The organism is Devosia insulae DS-56 (genome assembly GCF_000970465.2).
GTDB lineage: Bacteria > Pseudomonadota > Alphaproteobacteria > Rhizobiales > Devosiaceae > Devosia_A > Devosia_A insulae.
In genome coordinates, this window is record NZ_LAJE02000174.1 from 1 (window position 1) to 23,675 (window position 23,675).

The 23,675-nt window shown below is 65.0% G+C and carries 20 protein-coding genes and 1 pseudogene; 4 read left to right on the forward strand and 17 right to left on the reverse strand.

The window, feature by feature from the left end; all coding sequences use genetic code 11:
• Positions 1-88 precede the first annotated feature (88 nt).
• The 3 genes from VW23_RS11970 to VW23_RS11980 all read right to left on the reverse strand — a co-directional run bounded on the left by VW23_RS11970 (position 89) and on the right by VW23_RS11980 (position 4,304).
• The gene (locus VW23_RS11970) at positions 89-1,351 is read right to left on the reverse strand and encodes a hemolysin family protein (protein WP_069909822.1); all 1,263 of its coding nucleotides are present in this window, start codon (positions 1,349-1,351) and stop codon (positions 89-91) included.
• A 611-nt stretch (positions 1,352-1,962) separates the two neighbouring features.
• Positions 1,963-3,393 (reverse strand): ribosome biogenesis GTPase Der, encoded by a 1,431-nt coding sequence (gene der, locus VW23_RS11975; RefSeq protein WP_069909803.1) that lies wholly within the window; start codon positions 3,391-3,393, stop codon positions 1,963-1,965.
• 35 nt (positions 3,394-3,428) lie between these two features.
• The gene (locus tag VW23_RS11980; protein ID WP_069909804.1) at positions 3,429-4,304 is read right to left on the reverse strand and encodes a tetratricopeptide repeat protein; all 876 of its coding nucleotides are present in this window, start codon (positions 4,302-4,304) and stop codon (positions 3,429-3,431) included.
• Positions 4,305-4,512: 208 nt separating this feature from the next.
• Here VW23_RS11980 and VW23_RS11985 point away from each other — a divergent pair, with 208 nt between their 5' ends.
• Positions 4,513-4,932, forward strand: a complete 420-nt coding sequence (locus VW23_RS11985) for a L,D-transpeptidase (RefSeq protein WP_069909805.1) — start codon at positions 4,513-4,515, stop codon at positions 4,930-4,932.
• A gap of 125 nt (positions 4,933-5,057) precedes the next feature.
• Positions 5,058-5,336 (forward strand): type II toxin-antitoxin system TacA family antitoxin, encoded by a 279-nt coding sequence (locus VW23_RS11990; RefSeq protein ID WP_069909806.1) that lies wholly within the window; start codon positions 5,058-5,060, stop codon positions 5,334-5,336.
• 50 nt (positions 5,337-5,386) lie between these two features.
• Here the strand turns inward: VW23_RS11990 and VW23_RS11995 are convergent, their stop codons facing one another.
• From VW23_RS11995 to VW23_RS12030, 9 genes and pseudogenes are all read right to left on the reverse strand, one after another.
• Entirely contained in the window at positions 5,387-5,968 is a 582-nt protein-coding gene (locus VW23_RS11995) for a hypothetical protein (protein ID WP_069909807.1), read from the reverse strand.
• 3 nt (positions 5,969-5,971) lie between these two features.
• Complete coding sequence (locus VW23_RS12000; protein ID WP_069909808.1) at positions 5,972-7,651, reverse strand: SWIM zinc finger family protein; 1,680 nt, start codon at positions 7,649-7,651, stop codon at positions 5,972-5,974.
• Entirely contained in the window at positions 7,651-8,049 is a 399-nt protein-coding gene (locus VW23_RS29795; protein ID WP_425285205.1) for a YbaN family protein, read from the reverse strand. Before VW23_RS29795 ends, VW23_RS12000 begins: the two co-directional genes overlap by 1 nt.
• A 396-nt stretch (positions 8,050-8,445) precedes the next feature.
• Positions 8,446-9,354, reverse strand: a pseudogene (locus VW23_RS29800) (alpha-L-fucosidase); the annotation flags it as partial.
• Between the two features lie 250 nt (positions 9,355-9,604).
• Positions 9,605-12,598 (reverse strand): caspase family protein, encoded by a 2,994-nt coding sequence (locus VW23_RS12010; RefSeq protein ID WP_069909810.1) that lies wholly within the window; start codon positions 12,596-12,598, stop codon positions 9,605-9,607.
• Positions 12,595-13,695: a trypsin-like peptidase domain-containing protein gene (locus VW23_RS12015; RefSeq protein WP_069909811.1), complete on the reverse strand. Its 1,101-nt coding sequence runs from the start codon at positions 13,693-13,695 to the stop codon at positions 12,595-12,597. Before VW23_RS12015 ends, VW23_RS12010 begins: the two co-directional genes overlap by 4 nt.
• Before the next feature lie 413 nt (positions 13,696-14,108).
• On the reverse strand, positions 14,109-15,677 hold the full coding sequence (gene guaA / locus VW23_RS12020; protein WP_069909812.1) for a glutamine-hydrolyzing GMP synthase: 1,569 nt from the start codon (positions 15,675-15,677) through the stop codon (positions 14,109-14,111).
• Positions 15,678-15,733: 56 nt separating this feature from the next.
• On the reverse strand, positions 15,734-16,438 hold the full coding sequence (locus VW23_RS12025) for a Crp/Fnr family transcriptional regulator (protein ID WP_069909813.1): 705 nt from the start codon (positions 16,436-16,438) through the stop codon (positions 15,734-15,736).
• 73 nt (positions 16,439-16,511) lie between these two features.
• Positions 16,512-17,213: a Crp/Fnr family transcriptional regulator gene (locus VW23_RS12030; protein ID WP_069909814.1), complete on the reverse strand. Its 702-nt coding sequence runs from the start codon at positions 17,211-17,213 to the stop codon at positions 16,512-16,514.
• Between the two features lie 204 nt (positions 17,214-17,417).
• Between VW23_RS12030 and VW23_RS12035 the strand changes: the two genes are divergently transcribed.
• Both VW23_RS12035 and VW23_RS12040 read left to right on the forward strand, forming a co-directional pair.
• The gene (locus VW23_RS12035) at positions 17,418-18,644 is read left to right on the forward strand and encodes an acyltransferase family protein (RefSeq protein WP_084645996.1); all 1,227 of its coding nucleotides are present in this window, start codon (positions 17,418-17,420) and stop codon (positions 18,642-18,644) included.
• Between the two features lie 4 nt (positions 18,645-18,648).
• Positions 18,649-19,224: a DUF1349 domain-containing protein gene (locus VW23_RS12040; RefSeq protein ID WP_069909816.1), complete on the forward strand. Its 576-nt coding sequence runs from the start codon at positions 18,649-18,651 to the stop codon at positions 19,222-19,224.
• 5 nt (positions 19,225-19,229) lie between these two features.
• On the opposite strand, the gene VW23_RS12045 is transcribed toward VW23_RS12040, so the two are convergent.
• The 5 genes from VW23_RS12045 to guaB all read right to left on the reverse strand — a co-directional run bounded on the left by VW23_RS12045 (position 19,230) and on the right by guaB (position 23,513).
• Positions 19,230-19,715, reverse strand: a complete 486-nt coding sequence (locus tag VW23_RS12045; RefSeq protein WP_069909817.1) for a TspO/MBR family protein — start codon at positions 19,713-19,715, stop codon at positions 19,230-19,232.
• A gap of 29 nt (positions 19,716-19,744) precedes the next feature.
• Positions 19,745-20,149 carry a hypothetical protein gene (locus VW23_RS12050; RefSeq protein ID WP_069909818.1) on the reverse strand — a complete coding sequence of 135 codons (405 nt, stop codon included), beginning with the start codon at positions 20,147-20,149 and terminating at the stop codon, positions 19,745-19,747.
• A gap of 2 nt (positions 20,150-20,151) precedes the next feature.
• Positions 20,152-21,444: an RsmB/NOP family class I SAM-dependent RNA methyltransferase gene (locus VW23_RS12055; RefSeq protein WP_069909819.1), complete on the reverse strand. Its 1,293-nt coding sequence runs from the start codon at positions 21,442-21,444 to the stop codon at positions 20,152-20,154.
• Between the two features lie 61 nt (positions 21,445-21,505).
• A complete protein-coding gene (locus VW23_RS12060) occupies positions 21,506-21,931 on the reverse strand; it encodes an MAPEG family protein (RefSeq protein ID WP_069909820.1) in 426 nt (141 codons plus the stop codon).
• A gap of 79 nt (positions 21,932-22,010) precedes the next feature.
• Entirely contained in the window at positions 22,011-23,513 is a 1,503-nt protein-coding gene (guaB, locus tag VW23_RS12065) for an IMP dehydrogenase (protein WP_069909821.1), read from the reverse strand.
• Positions 23,514-23,675: the final 162 nt, after the last annotated feature.

Here is a 23,675-nt window from a genome sequence, read left to right on the forward strand (position 1 = left end):
CCCTCAATCCCTCCCCTCAAGGGGGAGGGAGGCGACGACTGCATGGTCCCGGTCCTAACGAGGGATCAAACGACCTCTCGCGCACGAGCTAGTTCAGTCGCGTCACCAGGATCTTGTCGATGCGGCGGCCATCGAGATCCAGCACTTCGAAACGCCAGTGGCCGCGCTCGAAAGTTTCGCCCACTGCCGGCAGATGGTTCAGCTCGGCGAGGACGAACCCCGCGACGGTCTCGAACTTGGCGTCCTTGGGGACAGGCACGCCCAGATGCGCCTGGAACTCGTCGACCTGCATCCAGCCCGAGACGAGGTATGAGCCATCCTGGCGGGTGACATAGGCCTTCTCGTCGCCCTCTTCTTCCTGGAACGCGCCAGTGATCGCCTCGAGGATGTCGCCGGGCGTGACGATGCCTTCGAAGTGGCCATACTCGTCGAACACCAGCGCCATGTGCACCAGCGAGCCACGGATGGCCTTGAGCACATCGAGCGCACTGGAGCGATCCATCACCACGGGCGCCTGCTTGACCAGCGTCCGCATATCCAGCGGCTCGCGGGCCAGGACGTTCTCGACCAGGTCCTTGCGGACGATCACGCCGACGATCGAATCCACCGCCCCATCCTGCACCGGCAGCACCGAATGGCGGGTGGCGCGGAGTTTTTCGATCATTTCGTCCTGCGTCTCGCTCAGGTCGATGAGCTCGACATCGAGACGCGGAGTCATCAGGCCGCGCGCCGAACGGTCTGCGAAGCGCATGACGCCCGAGATCATGTGGCGCTCCTCGGTCTCCAGCACGCCGGCGTGCTCGGCTTCGGCGATAAGGGTTTTGACCTCCTCGTCGGTTACCCGCTCGTCGGTCTCGCCGCTCTGGCCAAGCAGGCGCAGCACCAGCTTGCCCGAGATATCGAGCAGCCACACCAGCGGCGCGGCGATCGAGGCGATGAGCGCCATCGCCGGTGCGACCCGCGCCGCAACGCCCTCGGAATCGCGCAGCGCGATCTGCTTGGGCACCAGTTCGCCGATGATCAGCTGGAGATAGGTGATGATGATGACGACGATGCCGACGCCCAGCGGCGCAGCGATCGAGGGATTGATGCCGGCGCCGATCAGCGTATCGCCGAGGCGCTCACCCAGCGTGGCGCCGGAGAAGGCGCCGGAGAGCACACCGACGAGGGTGATGCCGATCTGCACCGAGGACAGGAACTTGCCGGGGTCTTCCTGCAGCTTCAGCGCCACGGTGGCGCCGCGTTTGCCTTCGGCGGCGAGGACCTTGAGGCGCGCCGGGCGGGATGAGACTACCGCCAGTTCGCTCATTGCAAGCAGGCCGTTGACCAGCGTCAGGACGGCGACAATCAGAATTTCGAGGAACAATGTCGTTTCAAAGTTGCGGCCCCGCACTCAGCATCGGGTCGCTTTGGAGGGCGGGAGTATAGCGAGGATCGTCCGGGGCGCAATGCGGCGTGACGGCTAGCACGAGTGCAACGCAGCTCGCCTACCCGTCACGAAGAGCGATCTCGAATTCCTGTAACCGCACCCACTGTGGGTCGGACCGGGTTCGCCGCCAGTACTCGAGTACCACGATGGGTGTCGAGGAGGTGAATGCATACTCACAATGACTCAGCGCCAACGGAGGATCCCAGCCAGGAAGTGACGCGCGAGTACCAATACTCTCGGCCCGTTCGTGTTCGTACGTGAATCCCTCGACGACCGAGTTGTACTCCTGGCCACAGACTTGGCAGCGCGACTTGATGTAAGCAACCTCCGTTGCGTAGATGCTCACGCAGCGAGGATGAAACGGCACGTATCGCGGCACGTCGCCGTGCCACCATAGTGGTGGCGTCGCAATACTCGCGGTGATGTCGCTGTAGTTGGTCGCCATGCCGCTAGATCAGCCGAGCAAGGCCCACTTGCAAGTGCGGATCGAGCCGACGGTTACCAGCAACTTGAAGCCGGGGCGGGCGTGGTTGCTACTTGTCGGATTTGTCGAACGGGTTCTTGCCGCCCCGCAGCCACAGCCGGATCGGCGTGCCGGGCATGTCGAAGGCGTCGCGCAGGCCATTGACCAGATAGCGCTGGTAGGCGTTCGGCACGGCTTCGGGTCGCGAGGCGAAGAGGATGAAGCTCGGCGGCCGGATCTTGGCTTGCGTCATGTAGCGCAGCTTCAGGCGGCGGCCCGAGACCGCCGGAGGCGGATGGCTTTCGGTCATGCCGCTCAGCCAGCGGTTGAGCCGTGCGGTCGAGACGTGGCTGTTCCACTTGCGCTCGATGGCGAAGACCGCCTGCATCAGCTTGTCGATGTTGCGCCCCTGCAGGCCCGAGATGGTGACCAGCGGAATGCCTTTGAGCTGCGGCAGGTAGCGCTCGCACTGCTCACGCAGCTCGGCCAGCTTGGCGTTCTTGTCCTCGATGGTGTCCCACTTGTTGACGGCGATCACCAAAGCCCGGCCTTCTCGCTCGACCAGATCGGCGAGGGTCAGGTCCTGCTTTTCGAACGGAATCTGCGCATCAAGCAAAAGCACCACCACTTCGGCATACTGGATCGAGCGGAGAGAATCGCTGACCGCGAGCTTTTCGAGCTTCTGCTCGATGCGGGCCTTGCGGCGCATACCGGCGGTATCGACCAGGTTGATGATCCGGCCCTCGTACTCCCACGGCACGAGAATGGAATCGCGGGTAATGCCGGCTTCCGGCCCGGTCAGCAGCCGATCCTCGCCGACCATGCGGTTGATCAGCGTCGATTTACCGGCGTTCGGGCGGCCGATGATCGCGACGTTGAGGTAGCGCTTGGGATCCCAGCGCTTCACCGGGCCATCTTCAGTCGAGCCATCATCCTCAGGCAGGTCGACATCGACCTCGGGCATCACGTCCAGCGACGGCGCCCGGGCCTCAGCCTTCGCCGCGGCCGCATCCACGGCTTTCGAAACAATGGCGTGGAGGTCGGAGAGGCCGAGGCCATGCTCGGCGGAGAGCGCCACGGGTTCGCCGAAACCGAGATTGTAAGCCTCCAGCAGCCCCGGATCGGCGGCCTTGCCTTCTGCCTTGTTGGCGATCAGGTGCACGTCCTTGCCGGCACGGCGCAACACCTGGGCGAAGCGCTCGTCGAGCGGCATCACCCCTGCCCGCGCGTCGATCATGAACAGGATGACGTCGGCATCGCGGATGGCGATCTCGGTCTGCTGGCGCATCCGGTCTTCGAGCGAGCCGTCGGTCTTGTCCTCGTAGCCGGCGGTGTCGAGCACCTTGAAGCGCAGATCGGCGATACGACCCTCGGCTTCCCGGCGATCGCGGGTGACGCCCGGTGTATCGTCGACGAGCGCAATTTTGCGCCCGACGAGTCGGTTGAACAGCGTCGACTTGCCGACATTAGGACGGCCGACAATGGCGACGGTAACGGTCAAGCGAGACCCCAGTACTTTAGAGCCGGACGCGAACCTCAGTTCGCGGGCGCGACAGGTGCTTCGGTGGACGCGGGCGGGACGGCTTCCATCGCGGGAGCAGCCTGCATGGCAGGCGCTTCCATGGCTGGCGCCGCCTCGGGAGCCGGCGTGGTATCAAGTGCCGGCCCGTCGCCCACCGAAGTCGCGGCAGGCGCGGCGGTTGAGGGATCGACAACGACAGGCGTCTCGGTCGCGGCAGCTTCCGCTACCGGCGCGGCGACGCCCTCGGCAACCAGTTGCGCCAGATAGACGGTCAGCCGGCTGCGCAGCTCCTGGCTCGCCTGCGGATCGTTGGCCGCATCTTCAAAACTCTGGCGGGCGCCGGCGAGATCGCCCGCCTTGTACTTGGTGAGACCGAGCGCCTCACGGGCGGCGTTGCGCATCGGGCTGGCCGAGCCGACGAGACCGCCGATGCGCTGCTCGACCTGGGCGACATCGCCGCCGTCGACCAGCAGGTTCGCGGCAAGCACCAGCGCCAGTTCGCGCAGATACTTGTTGGGCTGACCGGCAGCGAGGGCATCATAGGCCGCCACCGCCTCGGCGGTCTTGCCGTCTTTCGCCAGCAGCGCCGCTTCGCGGAAGCGGGCAAGGATCGGATAGCCGCCGTGGTTGGCCGCAATCACCTCGTCGAGCGCCTTCTTGGCGGCCTCGGCATCGGTGCCGTCAGCCAGCTGCAGTGCCGCATAGAACTGGTCCGACGACTGGGCCGAGTTCGAGCTCTGCCACCAGTCCCAGCCCTCTTTCACCGCCACGATGAGGACGATCGCCACGGCCGCGCCGATGACATAGGGGCCGAACCGACGCCACAGGTTGCGCGCACGGTCGCTGCGCAGTTCCTCGTCGATCTCGCGGATGATGTTTTCGTTGGACATGAAGCTCAAGTGAAACAGGGTCGAATTTCGGCGCACCATAGTGAGGCGTCCGCGCGAATGCAAACCCGTACACGCAGGTGCTCCCGAGGCCCGCGCGGGGGTGGACAGGGTCACGAACGCGTGAGGCGGTGGATGCAAGCGACGAAATTAATCTGTCGGCAACGCGCTCAGGCGAAGCTTTCGCCAGCGCCAGTACGAGTAGATCAAGATGTTCACCCGCGTTTTACTGCTTGTCGCCCTGCTTGCCATTGCAACCCCCGCCGCAGCCGCCAACGTTTCCATCGTCATCGACATCTCGGATCAGCACATGCAGGTGTCGGTGGGCGGTGCACCGCACTACAGTTTCGACGTTTCTACCGGCCGAAAGGGTTATGCCACACCCAAGGGCAGCTACGGCGTACAGCGGATGTACAAGGAGTACTACTCCAAGAAATACGACTGGTCGCCGATGCCCTATTCGATCTTCTTCCGCGGCGGCTATGCCATCCATGGCACCTATGACACCAAGCGCCTGGGCCGCGTCGCCTCGCATGGCTGCGTCCGACTGGCGCCCGAAAACGCCCGCCGGCTCTACAACCTGGTGCTGAAGCACGGCAGCAGCAACGTGAGTATTCGGGTGAAGGGCTAGCTCACAGCGGAGGCTTGTCATCGTCAACGATGTGCGGGCGCGCCTTGCCGCCGCCTTCACGCCCTTGAATACGCAGGCACAACGGCGCACGTCTTGGATGAGTACGATGCGCGAGGAAGGCGGAGATGCCGCGGGGTGCAGCAAATGACAATACGCGCATGATCTTGCGGGTCTCGCCGGAATCGAAGGCCAAACTCGCGCGCGCTGCCTCACTCCGCAACACCGACCTGACGAACTTCGTTACGCAGGCTGCCTTGCGTGAAGCAGAAGCGGTGATAGAGGCGGTCGAGGTCGTTCATCTGACAGCGCGCGAGGACGCGCGTGTCATCGCGTTGTTAGAAAACCTGCCGAGGCCCAACGCGAAGCTGCGGGCGGCGATAGCGGCATTGCCCGACACTCTGTAATGCGGCCGTTTGGAGAAATGCAGCCGGCAAAGGGCCAGGCCACTTCGCAATCACTCCGCGCCAGCATCGACAGTCGGCAGATCGAGGGCCGATCGCAGCCGTCCGGTCCCACGCTCGTACAGCGTGGCGTACGATGCGGGAGCGAGAATGTCGGCGTGAGGTTCGAATTCGGCGATCCGCTTGTTGAACGGAACGGCACCGCAACCTGGAACGAAGCATTGTGGCTTGCCCTTGGGACATTCGTTGTAGCGACAGAGTCGGCCAAGGTACTGTTCGCTGCCCGCGGCGAACAGGAAGGTATCGAGCTGCTCGGTGACGATGCCGGCGCCCTTGCCCAACTCGTATGCCTGGCGCAAGGCGTGACTGGCCGCGCGGCGAAGCTCGCCGAGCCGCTCCTGTGAATCAAGCCAGAGTGCCAGGTCCAGATCGCTGCACTCGTGCCAGATCTCGATGCGTCGGCTGAAGCGCGGCACTTCCTTCCACAGCGGCTTGGCGACCGAACCGATCACGGCCACCGCCTGCACTTCGGGAAACGCGGCCCACGCGTCGGCAACCGTATCGGCAGCGACGCGAAACTGCCGCTGGAGCTCCAGCATCCTGCGGTTCTGCGCGTCGATGTCAGCGTGGCGCACCTCTTACCCCAGGCGCTTGATCAAGTTGCGCTTGCGAGCATGGCGCAACTTCAGGTCTGAGACAAACTCAGTCTGCGCCGCTGCATCCTGCAGCGTGGCCATACGGGCCACCAGTCGCGCCGCATGGTCGTAGGCCGGATCACCACCAGCAGCAGCGTACTGGTCGATGCGCAAGGCATACACGGCAAGTGCCTCGTTGGGATGCGTCGCTTCGCTCTGCCTGGCGAGTTGGTCCATCGTGCCGATCGAGACCTCATGCTTGCGAGCAATCGCCCAGGCGCGGTCGAACAGCTTTTCCTCGATCAAGACGCCAACCAGAAAGTCGGCGCGCGAGTACCATTTGGCGGCCACCTGGCTGTGGAGGTTAGTTTCGAGCAGCTCCAGGGCGCGATCTCGCGCGGCGGGCCCGCCAAGCCTGCGCAGCTCAGCAAGGAGCGCAAAACTCGGCGCCTTGTCGAACGCCTGCCATAGCCGCACTTCGGCGTCAGCAGTCCGGCCTGCCTCGGTCAACAGGCCCACGACAAAAAGCAGCAGTCCTTCGTCGGGACCGCCGTCCTCGAACATCCACAGCCCCTCCTCAGCGCGGCGAAGCGCCTCGTCAGCGCGTCCGTGCGCGAGGCAGAACTGGGCAAGCTCCAGATAACTCCAGGGCGACGTCAGGTTTTTGGAGCGCAAAGCGATCCGCGCATCTGCGTCTCCGTCGCGCTCGGCGAAGAAGTCGAGAATGCTGCGCAACGCGTGGTGTTCGCCCGACACATCGAGCGACCGCCGCACTGGGCCGGCCCGCGGCGGGATGTTCTGCCAGGCCTCCGACGCGAGACGGCGGTACTCCGCGAGGCCCACTTCGCCGAGCACGTCGGCATAGTCGACGAGGGCGCCGTCGAAGCTGCCATAGACACTACCGGTCTCGCGGGCAAAGAGGTCGCGCGCGAGCGCCAACGGTTCGGGCGGCGCCAGGCTCGCGGCAGCCAGGTGAATATCCCGCGCCTGCTGCAGCAAGGCGCTGCAGTACCCATCAGAATCGTCCAGGCGATCCAGTGCCTGCTCCAGCTTGCCGACGGCTCGATCGGCCAGCCTGAACGCGAGTTCCGGTCGCCCGGCCGGGACCAGTTCAGCGATAGCATCCAGCGCCTCGGCAACGCCATCGCCCCAATCGCGCATCTCGTAGTAGTCGATGTCTCTGGACCTGCCGATGGCCTTGTCGATCATCTGACGCAGACGGGTCTCTGCGGTCTTGTCGTCTAGGTCAGACGCCGCTGCGGCGATTTCAAGCTTCCGCAGCAAGGCGGCGTCTCGCTCGGCCAGACCGATGATTATGTCGACGAGGGCACTGCCATCTTTGGCTTCGAGATGCCGGCGTATCCGCGCCAGCACGCTCTCTTCTGCCGCCTCAGCCTGATTGCCTCGAGCGTTGACGGCCAGCGCGACCGCCACCATGTGCTTGCAGAACGTACCGCGGTCGTAGGCAGGACAGGTGCACGTCCCATCGATCTGCCGGCCATGGCCGGTGAGCTCGGTCCGATAGTCATCAGTTCCCGCAACGTGCGCCAGCACGCGACCGGGCTCAACGCTGAGCAGCGCAACCTGGTTTTTGCGATAATAGGCCTCGCCCCGGGCGAAGGCGTTGGCTCCCGCCACCCCCCTGAGGGTCTCAACGTCAAACCGCCCGTTGCTCTCGGACATCACGACGGCTCCGGGCGCGACAGCACGTACCAGGCGCAGGCGCCGAAGACGGCGAGGACGAACAGCGCGACCGGGAGGTCGGGACGGGCGCCGATGAGGAACAGCACATAGCCGAGCACCATGCCGCCCGCGGCCAGCGTCTTGCCGCGGCGCGAGATAGCGCCCTCGGCGCGCCAGGCCGTGATAGTGGGGCCGAAGCGCTTGTGTTCGAGCAACCAGGATTCGACCCGGCGATTGGAGCGGGCGAAACAGCCGGCGGCGAGGATGACGAAGATGGTCGTCGGCATCAGCGGCAGGAAGGCCCCGATAATGCCGAGGGCGAGAAGGGCGAAGCCGGCGACCAGATAGCCGAGGCGCACCATGCGGGCCGAAACACCATCCGGACGGTCCTGCTTCATCAGATCATCACCCAACACCTCGGCGCCGATCACCCGGCTTCGCAGCCGCGCCCGGCCGCGAGCGGTGGCGACCGACAGCCTGACGGCATCGGTCCCTACGGGCGAGAAGGACAGGATGCGGCGATAACCGACCGAGTCGCATGCCGCGACCTGGAGCCATCGATCATCGACGGTCCGGGCTTCGACCACAAGCCGCTCGACCTGCTGGCCCCAGGCGATGTCCTCCTCGACGATCACGGCACCGAGCTGTCTCACTTCCGGCCAGGACAGAACGAGACCACCGCCGGTGGCGTCGATGGTCCATGCGCCTTGCTGATCCAGAGCACCGGCAGGCGACACAGCTGCCGCCGGGGCGATATCGGCGTCGTAGAGCTCGGCGATCCGCTCTCCCAGTTGCGACAGCACCAGCCGATCCGGCGCCGTGACGAGGCCGGAGCGGTCCGGCGGCACGTTGAGCAGGAACGTGGCGTTACCGCCCACCGAGGCGCAGTAGATGTCGAACAGTTCGTCAGCGGAGCGGATTTCGGCGTCCTCCGTGGGGTGATGGAACCAGCCCGGCCGGATGGAGGTGTTCACTTCGGCGGGGTACCAGACCAGATCGTCGCTCGACGTGGCGATGGCGTCCCGGCTCCCCAGGTCCTGTTCGTCCGAGCGCACCTGACGCGAGAACCTCCCGTCATCGACCTGCTGCGAATTGGACGCGGTGCGCTCGGCGTCGCGCAGCGAGGCAGGAACCACGCTCCACTCGTTGGGCCGGGTGTGCCCGGCTTCATTGCCGCACCAACGCACGTCGGGGCCGCAGACGCTGATCACCGCGTCGGGCTGCAACTCGCGGACGACAGCAAAGTAGCGGTTCCAGTCGTAGTACTGCTTCCTGCCGGCGGCGCCCTCGCCATTGGCGCCATCGAACCAGACCGAGAAGATCGGGCCGTAGTCCGAAAGCAGTTCGCGCAGCTGCGCGACAAAAAAGTCGTCGTAGCCGATTCCGGTGCCGTAGGACGGCTCGGTGCGATCCCATGGCGACAGGTAGATGCCGAGTTTCAGGCCGCGACGCGCACAGGCCGCCGAGACCTCGGCGACGAGGTCACCCCGACCGCCTCGCCATGGGCTGGAGGCGACCGAGTGCCGAGTTACCGCGCTCGGCCACAGGCAGAACCCGTCATGGTGCTTGCAGGTGAGGATCAGGCCGCGCATGCCGGCCGCGGCCAAGCTTTCGACCCACTGGTCGGCGTCCAGCTCTGCCGGATCGAACAGGGCGGGATCCTCGTGCCCAAGGCCCCATTCCCGATCGGTCATGGTGTTCATGCCGAAATGGATGAAGCCGTAGAACTCGAGCCGCTGCCAGGCCAGCTGCCGCGGCGTCGGCCGAACGGCGGAGGCCTCGGCGATACGACCTGCCAGATCTGCTCCCACTCCATCACTCTGACGCACCGCGATCTCGTACCTTTGTCTGCCGGAAGCCACCGCATCGGCCGTGGCCCGGCCAAGAAGGGTGACGTGCTACCTACCGACTGAGATCGCGCCAGTCGAGTCGTGTAAGGGAGGGGCCAGCCAATCAGATCGGCGTCTGCAGCAGCGCCTCGATCGCCGCCAGCGGCACGCCGAAGCCGAGCTTCCTCGCTCCGCCCTCGTATTTGCCGCTGTGGTGAATGCCAATCACCTCGCCTGTTGCGAGATCGATAATTGGGCCCCCGGCGACACCGCCCATCGTCCAGCACTCGTAAGTTAGCTTGGTTTCCTCGACCGCTACGATTACGCCGGGCATGATCATCTTCTCGCCTTTGGGAGGCGTCGTGAACGCCGCCATGGTCATGACCGTCGGCGTGAAGGTGAGCATCGGATGTCCGATGACTGCAATGCGAGTGCCAACTGCAGGCAGCGACCACTGCATCTTCAACGGCGCCCGAGCCACAGGCGCCACCCGAGTCAAGGCAGCGTGGCGGTCGTCTTTTGTCTCTCCGAGGATCGCCTCGATGGGGACGCGCTCGTCACCGAAGATGGCAACTGCCGGCTTCTGCGCCACAATGAAGTCTGTCATCGCCAGCTTCCGTTGTTCTATGAGGAAGCCCGTTCCAATTAGCTGGTGCCCCCCGTCCGGCCCCCCCTCGATCTTTGCCGTGGCCTCCGCAGCGGCGAGCAGTGGCTTCGCCCAGGCCGGTGCGTTGTGCACCGGAAATGCCTTCGAGATCACCGCCTGGCCGCGCGGGTCGAACGCCGTCCACAGTCCGCCGGTGAACGGCTCCGGTGCGATCGGCGGCGGCAGGCTTTCCTTGGCGAAATGATCGGTGAGCCAAGCCTCCATCAGGCGATATCCTTCGCCAACGACCGGCACCGAAGGTCCCTGCAAGGCACGCGCCATATGCTTGTCGCGCTCTGCGACCAGCGCCGCGAGCACATGCGTGTCGGCGAGCGGTGCGTTCCCAAGCCGCTCGACGACCTTGGCCAGTTCCTCCTGGCGGTTTTCGAGTGCCAACCGGTAAGCGAGCACTGCAAGACTGAGCGGGTCGAGCTGGCGCGCCAGCAGCCGCTCTGCCTCATCGTCGTATAGCGGTGCACGAGCCTGGAGAGCACGCCAGTTCTGCTCAACGAGGCGGATCGTGTCATCGAACGGCTGCTCCGGTTCCAGCGGATGGAGATAGCGGTGGATCTCGGTGCCTTGAGTGGTTTCGCGGACGATGACGATGGTCCAGACGTGACCTGCGATGAACGGCAGCGGGATGCGCTTTGGGTTGAGCTCGGCGGTTCCGACGGTGAGGCTGGTGTGAAACGCGATCTCGGCGTGCCATTGCTTGGCGAACCCGGCGAGCTCGGGCAACGGCTCCAGCACTGCTGCCAGCTGCTCCAACTGGAGGTACAGGGTCTCCATCGGGCCGTTCGGCGATGGCGCCACCGCATCGCCGACGAGGACCCGGACGAAGCACCTTTCTTTGCTGGTAGGCAAGCGCTCGACGCCAAGCTGACGCAGCTTCTGGCCAAGCCCACCAGGGTCGAACTGGGCGGCAGCGGCGGCCCAGGCCAGGAGCGACCCGAGATGCGTCGTCGTCGCGGGTCCGAAAACTTCCGAGGGGTGCGTTACCCCGTCTTGCGGCCAGATCATCCCAGCACTAGCGGCCAGACGCTGCGTCAGCTGTGGGTCGGGACGAATCTCGACCGTCTCGGGCTCGGCAGTCGTGACGAGCACTCGCCGAACCGTTGGACGCTCGGTCGGAAGTGCGACCTCAACCCGGTACGCGCCAACCGGCAGCATTTCCTGAAGCCAGCCCCACGCCGCCTTGACGCGCTCCCCGCTCAGATTGAAGACCTCGATGCGCGCGTATTGGTCCGGCGTCTGTACCACGAGGCTGCCATGCGCACCGGCAGCGAGCTCAGCGCCGTCGGGTCGCTCCGGCAGCTCTAGGCCGCCTCGGACCTGACCGAGCGACTCTAGTGCGTTCTCCGGTATATCGACCGGGTTCGGTTCGAGCGCGGCGGACAGCTCCACAGGACCGATGTGGTCGAGCTTGTGCGTCCAGTTCTTGTAGCCGGGCGCTTCGATCTCAATCAGATAGTTGCTCGATGACAGCTTCCATTCGACAGGCAAGGCCAGCGGCGGCGACTTTTCCGCTTGGCGCTCAAACACGTCCTTCCACTCATTGTAGCCACGGATGCCGGCAGTAGCTCCGGCTGCGGCGCCCTCGGGTTTGATGAACAGCCTGACCGAAGACTTCGGCTTTGCCTTGAACCGCGCGATCTCCAGAGAACCCTGACCGCCGAACAGACTCCCAAAAGGTACCTGGGTCGGAAGAACTCTGTTGCCGCGGCGCGCCTTGTCCGATGCCTGCTGGATCCGGCTCTTCGCGTACGAGGTCAGCCCGTCGAACGTCAGCACGAATTCCTGCGTGGCGGCATCCGGCTGCAGCGCCGGCCCCTCGCCTTGCAGCCCGTCGAGCAGCGCGCCACCAAATAAGCCGTGCAAGCCCTGCTCGTTCGCCAGCTGGCCCGCAGTTGTCGCGAACAGGGCGGCCTGTTGCGCCGGGCCGCCAGACTTCATCTTCGACAGGTCGAAGAACAGCGTCCTCGTGGCGGTGACGATATCCTCGCTGACGACGATGCCGCGACACGCGTCAACGAAAAATACCTGGTGCTGAGGTAAGGAAACCTGCATCTCCCGGATCCATGAGCCCAGGTCGATCGGCTGACTACGGTAGTAGTCTAAGTCCTGTACGTCCGCCGGCACGGGCACCGGCGCCTCGTCCGCTCCGCCGCCGGCCGGTGCAAGGCCATGCCCGGCATAGAAGAACCACAATCGCTGTGCGCCAACACCGTTCTTGGTGTGAGTGTAGAGCGCCTTGCGGATCGCGTCCTCGGTTGCCGGCTGGAACTTCACTTCCTTGACCGGGCGATCGGGATGTGGCGAGAGCAACAGCGTCAACGTATCCGCGGTTGCGCGTCCCGCGCCGGGCTCCGTCACCCACGCCGCAAAGGCGAGAGCGTCCCTCACCGCGGCCTTCAATTCCCATGCTTCGTTCTGGTAGTGGTCAATGCCGATGACCAGCGCGCGATCGGTCATGAGGCGAACACGATGTCATTGTCGGTAAAGAACGGGTCGTCCTTCACCAGCCAAAGCGGCACAGCGAAGTTCGCCTGTCCGTACTTACCAGCGTAGTGGAGCGCTATCACGCGGTGGTTGTCGAAGTTGACGACGGGCGAACCCGAGCTGCCGCCAAGCGTCGAGCCGTCATGGCTGGCCCGAGGTTTGCCCTCCCCGATCGGCAGATCCTCGACCAGCGCAACGAGTTGCCCGGGCGACACCCGTTTGAGCCCGCTCGCCGTGGCGCCGGGGAAGAGCAAATCCGCGACCTGCTTTGACACCGAATACGGCGGAGACACGCCGGGATAGCCCGCAAGGTAGACCTCGTGCCCCGTCAGCGACGCGGGCGGCACGGCCTGAATGCGCAGCACCAGGCTGTTGCTGTTCTCGACGCCAGTGACGTCGAGCAGCGCCATGTCAAGGAGCGCGTGGTAGGCGCGGATTTTCGTGATTGAGCCGACCGCTGTGCTTGCGGCGCTGGGTGCCTCTGCCGGATCCCACACCGCACGCTGCGAGTGGTCGGCGTCCCAGGCGGCGTTCGTCGCGACCACCGCCGCCGGCAGCTTGTCGAGCCACGTGGGGTCGTTATGCACGTCGAGGCCGCAGAGGCCGCCTGCGACATGCCGGTTCGTCAGCAGCAGGTTCTCAATGACGAACCACCCCGTGCCCACATGCTTGCGCGTACTGGTGTCGACGCGGCCCACACCACGGACCCGACTGATCACCGAGTCATGCGCCGTGTCGAGCCGGTCCCACGATTGCGGGATGGCTGGGACGCCACCGCCGACGACACGCAGCGCCGGCCGGGCGAGCAGGTGCACGAACGCATGAAGCGCCTGGGTTTGCTCAAGCGAGAGCTGGGCATTTCCATTCTTCTTGAGAGCTGCCGCCGCCACCTGGGCCAGCGCGAACTCCCGCTTGAGGGCGGGATCGTCGCCAGGGTCGCCGACCGGGCCGAACTCTATCGGTGCACGGCTCCGGGCCAGACCGAGCAACGCTGTTACAGGATCGTCACCCAAGAACTCGTCGAGCTGCTGCTGCGACGGCAACACCGAGGCAAGCCATTGCTGGTCCAACTGGTCCTCCTCGCTCAACTATGGTGACCCGCCCCCAGTTCTCGCACTTTATTGTACTTACTCAACACACCGCAAGTGAGTTGAAAGCAGGTGACGTCCGGGAATGAGCTACCGCAAGTACTTCGATTGACACCCCCGCCAACGCGCGGCATGACGCGCTCCCTGCCATTTCGCAAGAGGGCCACGTCGTGAAGTCTGTGTGTCCGCGGGCAGTTTCGCGCGCGGCGGAGCGACTTCATCTCAGCGCAGCCGCAATCAACTTGCGCATCCGCACGCTCGAAAGCGAGCTGGGCGGAGAACGCTCTGTCCGTCACGGACCACGTGTCTCGGTCGAAGTTCGCGGGAAGTCAGCTTCAAGCCGGCTCGGGGACGCGGCAGCCTGCCCAGTCATGCAATCGCTGCCGTTGGACCCTCTACTCCCACTCGATCGTCCCGGGCGGCTTCGACGTTACGTCGTAGACCACCCGGTTGATGCCGCGCACTTCGTTGATGATGCGGGTGGCGGCGCGGCCGAGGAAGTTCATGTCGTAGGGGAAGAAATCCGCAGTCATGCCGTCGACCGAAGTGACGGCGCGCAGCGCGCAGACGAACTCGTAGGTGCGGCCGTCGCCCATCACGCCGACGGTCTGCACCGGCAAGAGGACCGCAAAGGCCTGCCAGATCTTGTCGTAAAGCCCGGCCTTCCTGATCTCATCGAGATAGATGGCGTCGGCGCGGCGGAGAATATCGAGTTTATCGCGGGTCACGCCGCCCGGCAGGCGGATGGCGAGGCCGGGGCCGGGGAACGGGTGGCGGCCGACAAAGCGGTCCGGCAGGCCGAGTTCGCGGCCCAGCGCCCGGACCTCGTCCTTGAACAGTTCCCGCAGCGGCTCGACCAGCTGCATGTTCATACGCGCCGGCAGGCCGCCGACATTGTGGTGCGACTTGATGGTGACCGAGGGGCCGCCCGAGAAGCTGACGCTCTCGATGACATCGGGGTAGAGCGTGCCCTGCGCCAGGAACTGCGCGCCGCCGAGCTTTTTGGCCTCTTCCTCGAACACTTCGATGAACAGCCGGCCGATGGTCTTGCGCTTGGTCTCGGGGTCCGCCTCGCCCTCGAGCGCGCCGATGAACTTGTCGGCGGCGTCCACATGGACCAGTGGGATATTGTAGTGGTCACGGAACATCGAGACGACTTCATCGGCCTCGTTCATCCGCATCAGGCCGTGATCGACGAAGACGCAGGTCAGCTGGTCGCCAATGGCTTCGTGGATCAGGATCGCCGCAACCGAGCTGTCGACGCCGCCCGAGAGCGCGCAGATCACCCTGCCCTTGCCGACCTGGGCGCGGATCTTGTCGACGGCGCGCTGGCGATAGGCCGACATGGTCCAATCGGACTTCAACCCGACGATGTTGTGGACGAAGGATTGCAGGAGCTTCCCGCCATCCGGAGTGTGCACCACCTCGGGGTGGAACATGGTGGTGTAGTAGCGCTTGCGCTCGTTGACCGCGATGGCGAACGGAGCGTTCTCGGAGGTGCCGATGACGGTAAAGCCCTCGGGCAGCTCGGTGACCCGATCGCCGTGGCTCATCCACACCGGATAGCGCCCGCCGACTTTCCAGAAACCGTCGAACAGCGGGCTCGTTTCCCTGATCTCGACATCGGCGCGGCCGAACTCGCGGGCATGGCCGCCCTCGACCTTGCCACCCTGCTGCAGCGCCAGGGTCTGCTGGCCATAGCAGATGGCGAGGATCGGTACGCCCGAGTCGAACACTTCCTGCGGGGCGCGGGGACTGCCCTCGTCGGTCACCGAGGCGGGACCACCTGAGAAAATCACGCCCTGTGGCTGCAGCCGGGCGAAGGCTTCGGCGGCGCTCTGGAACGGATGGATTTCGCAATAGACGCCGGTCTCGCGCAGGCGGCGCGCGATCAGCTGGGTCACCTGGGACCCGAAATCGATGATGAGAATGGACTCGGCGGGGGCGGCGGCGATGTCTGTCATGGCGGGGAAATAAAGCCCGAACGGGGATTCCGCAAGTCTCCTCCGGGTCAAGGCACCTATGCCGAGGCCGGCGCCACCCTGGCCGTATTGGCCCGCACCAGCTTGCCAACGAGGTTGCGGTTCAACCCCGCCTCCATGGCGCGATGGATGGCGGCATCGGAGGCGACCGCGACGTGCAGCCGTTGCTGGTCGAAGGCCAGCACCCGCATCGGCCTGGACGCCACCACGGTGGCGGTCGCCGGCTCGCCGCTGAGGAAGCTCATCTCGCCCAGATAGTCGCCCGGCCCGCACACTGCGATGATCCGGCCAGCGGTCTCGATCCGCGCGACGCCGTCGGCGACATAGAGCAGGTCCTTGACCACCTCCCCTTCGCGCACCAGCACTTCGTCGGCCGGGACCTCACGGACGGTAGCGAAAGCCAGCAGGCGCTTCAGAGCGCGGCGCTCGACGCTTGGCGGCATGCTGTCGACGAAGTGCCGGTGATCCTCAGTGAAGCGGTGGTGGCGCTCGTAATACCAGATCAGCAGGAGCTGGCCGATGTTCACCAGCACGAACACCGTTTCCCACAAGACACTCACCGGATCGAACACGAAGAACGCTCGGTAGATGATCTTGGCGACACCCGAGGCCACAGCAAAGCTTCTGAGCCATACCATGCGCCGCATCAGCATCGAGACGATCAAGAGGAAGTAAGTGAAGTGACCAAACAGGATGACCGGGTTGGTGAGACCGGTGAGCAACTGGTCGAACAGGCCGGACATCGTGCACCGCAAAGCAAAGCAAAGGTCGAGTGCCTAGCCCGCTCCGACTGTCACAAACAAGGGGTTCGATGCGCTAGGCTGCAGCGACCTGCTCAGGACGGGCGGCGTTGGCCTTGGCCAGTTTGCCGACGAGGTTGTGGTTGAGACTGGCGTCGAGCGCCTGGCGAAGATCATTGTCGGCCTCGACAGCGGCGCGCAACCTCGCCTGTTCGAAAGCGAGGTAGCGCACCGGCTTGGCAACGATAGCAGTGGCCGAAGCCGGGGCGCCGGTGACAAAGCTCATCTCACCGACGAAATCCCCCGGTCCACACACGGCGACGATTCGTCCGGCCTGCTCGATCTGCATTACGCCATCGGCGATGAACACCAGTTCGCTAACCGCCCTGCCCTCTTCCGTCAGCTTCTGGCCCTCGTGGGCATGGCGGAGCCTGGAGAGGCGCAGCAAGCGGCGGACGGTTCGTCGATCGATGCCGGCGGGCATGATCGAGGCGAAACGCTGCTCGTCCTCGGAAAACCGATGCCGCCTGGCGTAGTACCAGAGGATCAACAGTTGAACGACATTCACCGCGACGAAGATCACTTCCCAGAACACGATGATCGGGTCGATCTCAAAGAAGGCGCGATTGATAATACGTATTATGCCTGCAGCAATAGCAATAGCTCGAAGCCAGCCCATGTCGTTCATCAGCATAGAGATGACGAGTAGAGCATATGGCACATGAGTCAGCAGATGACTTGGATCCATCATCCGTGTGACAAAATCCTGAAAAATCATTTTGCCTCTACACGATAAGTATTGCGTCAGTAGGACGCAGCGACAGCCTCGCGTCAACCGCGACCTCCGCTTGTGCCGCACCTGTCGCTGACGCGGCTACGACGAGCGCAAGGGGGTTGCGCAGCAGCCCCTGGCGGTGCCAAATGAAATCGATTGCACGATTGACCGCGCGGCAGACGCGGGCGTGCCATGCGAGGGGAACCGATGACTGACAACCGCCTGAATGGCGCGGATTTCGTGCGCGCGGCTGCGTGCCTGACGGTGCTGTTTCACCATCTGGCGCAGCGGATGAGCTGGCAGGATCAGCTCGGCGGCGTCGAGTGGTTCCGGGTGTTCGCGCAGATCGGCACCTTCGGGGTGGCGATGTTCTTCGTTCTCTCAGGCTTTCTGCTGTCGCGGCCGTTCTGGCAGGCGCTGGATCGAGGCGAGCCGGCCCCGTCGCTGCGGGTCTACGCCATGCGGCGCGCGGCGCGCATCCTGCCGGGGTTCTGGCTGGCGCTGCTCGTCACCTTCGTCCTCAGCATCACGGTGTTCGGCGCGGTGCTCGACGCCGAGCTGGTGCTGCGGCTGGTCTCCGGCATCTTCACGGTTGCCGATTGGCACTGGATTACGCTGTTTCCGGTCGAGGTGAACGGGCCGCTGTGGTCGATCAGCTTCGAAGTCACGTCATACCTGCTGCTGCCGCTCGGTTTTGCCACGCTGATCTTTCTGGGACGGTGGAGCGGCCAGGGCTGGCAATCGCGCCTGATGTGGTTGGGGGTCATCGGGCTGGCGCTTGCGGCGCACTGGCTGTTCACCCGCTACTACCGCGTTGATATGCACCGGCGCGGCTGGGATTACGGGCTGATCGGTGGCGCCAAGTACTGGATGCCGCGTTTCAACCCGTTCGCCTTCTTCGCCATGTTCGCCATCGGCGCGCTGGCCGGCGGACTGCAGGTGCGCTGGGCGAAGTACCGGCACGCGCTGTTCGACCTTGTCGCGCTCGCGGCGTTCGCCTGGGGCATTTATCTCATGCAGGAGCAGCTTTCGGCCAAGACTGCCGACGGTTGGGGCTGGCTGGGTGTGCCCTATGGCTTCCCCTGGTTCGTGCTGGCGGTCGGGCTGTTTCTGTCGTCCTCACCATCGAGCGCAGTCGTGGGCCAACTCCTCGACAACCCGCTGACGCGCTACATCGCGAAGATCTCCTTCGGTATCTATATCTGGCACTACCCGGTGCTGGAGCTGGTGCGGGTCTATTGGGACCCGCAGATCGACCACGGCCAGGCGTCCGATCCCATCCGCTTCGTCGTCACCTCGTCCATCATCACAGTCCTCACTTTCACCGTGGCGCACCTGTCGTATCATCTGGTGGAGAACCCGGTGATTCAGTGGGCGCGCGGCAAAGAGCGGCGCGGGGCGGGTTCAGCCACAATCCCCGCGGCGGCGGAATGATCTGATGAAGACCGGTAAGACGTTCTGGCGCAACCAGCCGCCGTTCTACGAGGAGCGTGGCGGCACGCTGACGGTGCGGACGGGCCCGGAGACCGACTACTGGAACAACACCTTCTACGGCTTCAAGCACGCCGACGGGCATTTTCGCGCCACCGAGGTGAACGGGGATTTCAGCTTCGAGCTCAGTTTCAGCGCCAACTACCAGCGCCTCTATGACCAGGCCGGAGCGATGCTGTTCGTCGACGGCGACAACTGGCTGAAATGCGGGGTCGAGTTCACCGATGGGGCGATGCACTTTTCGGTCGTGGTGACGCGCGACGACCAGTCGGACTGGTCGGTGCTGAAGCTCGATCGACCGGTCGACGCTGCCGTGACGCTGCGGCTCACCCGGCATGCCGAAGCGCTGCGGGTGCAGTTGCTTGAGCCGGATGGCAGCTGGCAACTGGTCCGGCTCTGCTTCCTCCGCATGGGTGAGACAGTGGAGGTCGGCCCGATGACCTGCTCACCGACGGGCGAGGGGCTCGAGGTCAGCTTCACCCGGTTGGCGCTGGGTGAGCCGATCTCGCGGGAATTGCACTAGGCCGGCTAGTTCAGCGTGGCGATGGCGAGGTTCAGGAGACTGGCGAAGCCGACCCAGGCGGCATAGGGCACGAACAGCCAGGCGGAAACCCGGTCGCGCTCCCAGCGATTGGCAATGAACAGCAGGATCAGCGCGAAGATGGCGATGATCACGATGAAGGCCGGCCACAGCAGGTGCAGCGAAAACCACACCGGCGACCACAGCCAGTTGAGCCCCATCTGCCCGTACCAAAGCTTCATGCCGGTACCATCAGGCTCACTGAGGAGGGTGCGCCAACCGGCGATGGCGATCAGCACATAGAGGGCGAACCACACCGGCCCGAACAGCCAGTTGGGCGGATTGAACGGCGGCTTGGCGAGGCCGGCGTACCACTCGCCCGGCGCGGTGGTAACGCCGATGACGGCGCCGACGCCGATCACCACGGCCAGAAAAACCGCCAGCAGGATCAAGGCTCGCGGGGTCTTGAGGTCGGATATGCTGAGAGTGCTCATGCCCCCCAACGCGCGAGGCGGCAGCTGGTTCACTCGGTCTCGGTGCAATCGGCAGCAATGTTCAGCGGGAACTTGCCGCCCTGCCCCTGGGCGTCGGCATAGACGATCTCGACGGTCTGCTCATCCGAAGCCCAGAGCGGGAAGGCGTTGAGCAGTACGAGATGCGTATCGGTCAGTGGGACCCGGCAGCCACGGCGCCACTTGCTGCCGTCAGTGGCGACGGTCTCGGCGATGATCCGGCGCTCGCAGCTCGCCTCGCCACAGGTTTCGCCGATATCGAGTGCGACACGCCCGGACGGCGAGACGAAGTGGTGCTTGGCACTGGCGCCGGGGATGGCGAACCAGACCACCGCGCCGACGATCAGCAGGAAGGCGATCGAGCCGACGGTGAAGGTGATGAGGGGCGAGAGGCCGCCGGCAGCATCGCGGATCATCGTCAGCCTCGCTGCATGGCGATGACGTAGAAACCGTCGGTGCCGGTGAGATGCGGAGTGAGCGACACCCCGCCTTCGGGCGAGAAACGGGCGCGCAGCTTGGCCCCGGAGAAGTGACTCATCCAAAGCTTGTTGCCGGCAACAGCCTTGAACTCAGGGTTGGCTTCGAGGAAGGACGCGGCCTGCCGGGCGTTCTCCTCGGGCAGCACCGAGCAGGTGATGTAGACCAGTGTGCCGCCGGGCTTCAGATACTTCGCCGCCTCGATCAGGATGGCGCGCTGCTCTTCGACGCGGACGGCCAGTTGCTCTGGCGTCAGCTTCCACTTGGCGGTCGGCTGGCGGCGCCAGGTGCCCGAGCCGGTGCATGGCGCATCGACCACGACGCGGTCGAGCTTGCCGATGAGATCATCGAGCACCCCCTCGCCCGGAGCACGGACCTGCACATTGCGGGCGCCGGCACGCTTCAAGCGGTCATAGATGGGCGCGAGCCGAGTGCGGTCGCTGTCATAGGCAAAGATCTGGCCGCGGTTCTGCATCGCGGCGGCCATCGCAAGGGTCTTGCCCCCAGCCCCGGCACAGAGATCGAGCACCTGCTCGCCACCACGTGCGCCGCCCAGCGCGGCGACGATCTGGCTGCCGAAATCCTGCACTTCGAACCAGCCCTTGATGTAGCCTTCCTCGCTCTGAACGTTCGGCGTGCGGCTGTCGCGGTCGCCGGCGGGAAAGCGGATGCCCTCGGGGATGATCACCGTCGCGTCCGGCGCGAAGCGGCTAAGCGCCCGCAGCGCCTTATCGCGGTTGGCCTTCAGCGTGTTGACGCGCAGGTCGAGCGGCGGGCGGCCGGAGAGGTCATGGGCTTCGGCGACCCAATCCTCACCAAAACTCTCGGCGAGATGCGGCGCGATCCATTCGGGCACGTCGCCGCGCACGTGATCGGGCGCCCCGGCGAGCGGATCGGCGGCGGTGAGTTTTGCTGCCTCATCGGCATCGATCGGCGCAGCGGCGAAGCGGTCGCCCTCAAAGCTCTGGTTCAGTTCCTCGATGTTCTCGCCCCACTCGCGCACCACGACGCTCAGGACAAGGGCGCGCGGCGTGTCCGAGCCCATAGCCCAGGCGTGGGAGCTCTTCCGGCGCAGCGCGTCATAGACGAGGTTGCCGATGGCGGCGCGGTCGCCGGCGCCGGCGAAGCGGTTGTTGAGGCCCCAAGCCTTCAGCGCCTCGGCCACCGGGCGCTTATGCGCATCGATATCGGCGAGCACGTCGATGGCGGCAGCGATCCGGCCAGGCAGTCTCATGCGAAGATCCTTAGTAGGTCGGTGCCGTCCGTGCCACGATGCGGCACGCGGATCAAGCTCGCTACAGCGTGAGGAGCAGCCGCAGCACGAGGTCGAGCCAGAACACGCAGAGCAGCAGCAGCCCGACGAAGTAGGCGGCAAAGCGCCGGATCACGTGGTTGTCGGTGATGTGCACGAAGGCATGCGCATAGCGGGACACAACGAACAGCCAGGCCAGCACGATCTCGAACAGGGTCGGACCGAAGTAGAGCGCCAAGCCCGCTCCGACATAGAACAGCACCGGCAGCTGGAACTGGTTATCGAAGGCGTTGGACGCCTGCCACTCGCGCTTCGGCCACCCCTGGCGCTCGAGCGCGATATCGTCGATCCGCACCTCGCCTTTCATCACCGTCGGGATGCGGATGGTGCCGAGGTACCAGAGCAGCCCCAGGGCGAGCGCGCCCTGGGCGAGGATGGCGGCGATCAGCCAGAACGCGGTCGGAGTCATGTTCAGCCGGTCCCCTCGCTGCTTCCGGTCACCATGGCGTCATTCCCGGTGCAGTTGGCAGCAACGAGGCAGGCCGGACTTAGTTGCCGCCGCGGTAGTTGGGGCTTTCGCGGGTGATCGAGACGTCGTGGACGTGGCTCTCATTGAGGCCGGCGCCGGAGATTTTGACGAACACCGAGTTGTCGCGGAAGGCCTGCAGGTTCGGGGCGCCGGTATAGCCCATGGCGGCGCGCAGCCCGCCGGCCAACTGGTGCAGCACGTTACCGGCGGCGCCCTTGTACGGCACCTGGCCCTCGATGCCCTCCGGCACCAGCTTCAGGCTGTCGTTCACTTCCTGCTGGAAGTAGCGATCGGCCGAACCGCGGGCCATGGCGCCCACCGAGCCCATGCCGCGATACGACTTATAGGAGCGGCCCTGGTAGAGGTAGACCTCGCCCGGGCTCTCGTCGGTGCCGGCCAGCAATGAGCCGACCATGGCGCAAGACGCGCCGCCGGCCAAGGCCTTAGCCAGATCGCCTGAGAATTTGATTCCGCCGTCGGCGATGACCGGGATGCCGTGTTTGTCGCCCTCTTCGGCGCAGGCCATGACGGCCGCAAGCTGCGGCACGCCGACGCCGGCGACGATACGAGTGGTGCAGATCGAGCCGGGGCCGATGCCGACCTTCACCGAATCCGCACCCGCCTCGATCAGCGCGCGAGTGGCTTCGGCCGTCGCCACGTTACCGGCGACGATGCGGGTCGAATTGCTCTCGCGCTTCACCCGCTCCACCGACTTCAGCACGCCGGTCGAGTGGCCGTGCGCGGTGTCGATCACCAGCAAGTCGACGCCGGCATCGATCAGCGCCAGCGAGCGCTCGAAGCCGGCATCGCCGACCCCGGTCGCCGCCGCGACGCGGAGCCGCCCCTGGGCGTCCTTGACCGCATGCGGATTGAGCTGCGCCTTCTCGATGTCCTTCACCGTGATCAGCCCGACGCAGCGGCGATCGTCATCGACCACCAGCAGCTTTTCGATGCGGTGGGCATGCAGCAGGCGCTTGGCTTCGTCCTTGCTGACACCGTCACGCACTGTCACCAGGTTCTCGTGCGTCATCAGTTCGGCGATGCGCTGGCGCGGGTTATTGGCGAAGCGCACGTCGCGGTTGGTGAGGATGCCGACCAGCCTGCCGACCTTGCGGCCGCCCTGCCCGCCATTCTCCACCACCGGAATGCCGGAGATGTGGTTGGCTTCCATCAGCGCCAGCGCATCGGCCAGCGTCGCGTCGGGGCCGATGGTGATGGGGTTCACCACCATGCCGCTTTCAAAGCTCTTCACGGCGCGGACATGCTCGGCCTGCACCAGGATATCGAGGTTCTTGTGGATCACGCCCATGCCGCCGGCCTGCGCCATGGCAATGGCCATGCGGCTCTCGGTCACCGTGTCCATAGCGGACGACAGGATCGGGATGTTGAGGGAAATGTCCTTGGTCACCCGGGTGCGGATGTCGACATCGGTCGGCAGCACATCGGAGCGCGCGGGCTGCAGCAGCACGTCGTCGAACGTCAGTGCGCTATCGCCAGTGATGGAAGTAATGATCTTCGCCAAGGGTCGGGCCCTTCCCTTCTGAGCATCAGAAAAACGGAAGCCCGTGAGCGGAACGACTCGTCGCCGGCTCACGGGTTGGCGAGGGTGATTACCACCGGAGACGGGGATTGGGAAGGCGGTTTGCGCATAGCTGCTAGGCCGGCGCGAGTGGACCCCCACCCC

Coding starts and splice junctions, on each gene's coding strand:
- VW23_RS12025 (WP_069909813.1), bottom strand. CDS start 16,438: ATGTCCGGCCTGTTCGACCAGTTGCTCACCGGTCTCACCAACCCGGTC.
- VW23_RS12055 (WP_069909819.1), bottom strand. CDS start 21,444: ATGAGACTGCCTGGCCGGATCGCTGCCGCCATCGACGTGCTCGCCGAT.
- VW23_RS12060 (WP_069909820.1), bottom strand. CDS start 21,931: ATGACTCCGACCGCGTTCTGGCTGATCGCCGCCATCCTCGCCCAGGGC.
- VW23_RS12040 (WP_069909816.1), top strand. CDS start 18,649: ATGAAGACCGGTAAGACGTTCTGGCGCAACCAGCCGCCGTTCTACGAG.
- VW23_RS11985 (WP_069909805.1), top strand. CDS start 4,513: ATGTTCACCCGCGTTTTACTGCTTGTCGCCCTGCTTGCCATTGCAACC.
- VW23_RS11980 (WP_069909804.1), bottom strand. CDS start 4,304: ATGTCCAACGAAAACATCATCCGCGAGATCGACGAGGAACTGCGCAGC.
- VW23_RS11990 (WP_069909806.1), top strand. CDS start 5,058: ATGCCGCGGGGTGCAGCAAATGACAATACGCGCATGATCTTGCGGGTC.
- VW23_RS12010 (WP_069909810.1), bottom strand. CDS start 12,598: ATGACCGATCGCGCGCTGGTCATCGGCATTGACCACTACCAGAACGAA.
- VW23_RS12030 (WP_069909814.1), bottom strand. CDS start 17,213: ATGATTTTTCAGGATTTTGTCACACGGATGATGGATCCAAGTCATCTG.
- VW23_RS12035 (WP_084645996.1), top strand. CDS start 17,418: ATGACTGACAACCGCCTGAATGGCGCGGATTTCGTGCGCGCGGCTGCG.
- VW23_RS29795 (WP_425285205.1), bottom strand. CDS start 8,049: ATGAAGCAGGACCGTCCGGATGGTGTTTCGGCCCGCATGGTGCGCCTC.
- guaA (WP_069909812.1), bottom strand. CDS start 15,677: ATGACAGACATCGCCGCCGCCCCCGCCGAGTCCATTCTCATCATCGAT.
- VW23_RS12050 (WP_069909818.1), bottom strand. CDS start 20,149: ATGATCCGCGATGCTGCCGGCGGCCTCTCGCCCCTCATCACCTTCACC.
- VW23_RS12000 (WP_069909808.1), bottom strand. CDS start 7,651: ATGTCCGAGAGCAACGGGCGGTTTGACGTTGAGACCCTCAGGGGGGTG.
- VW23_RS12045 (WP_069909817.1), bottom strand. CDS start 19,715: ATGAGCACTCTCAGCATATCCGACCTCAAGACCCCGCGAGCCTTGATC.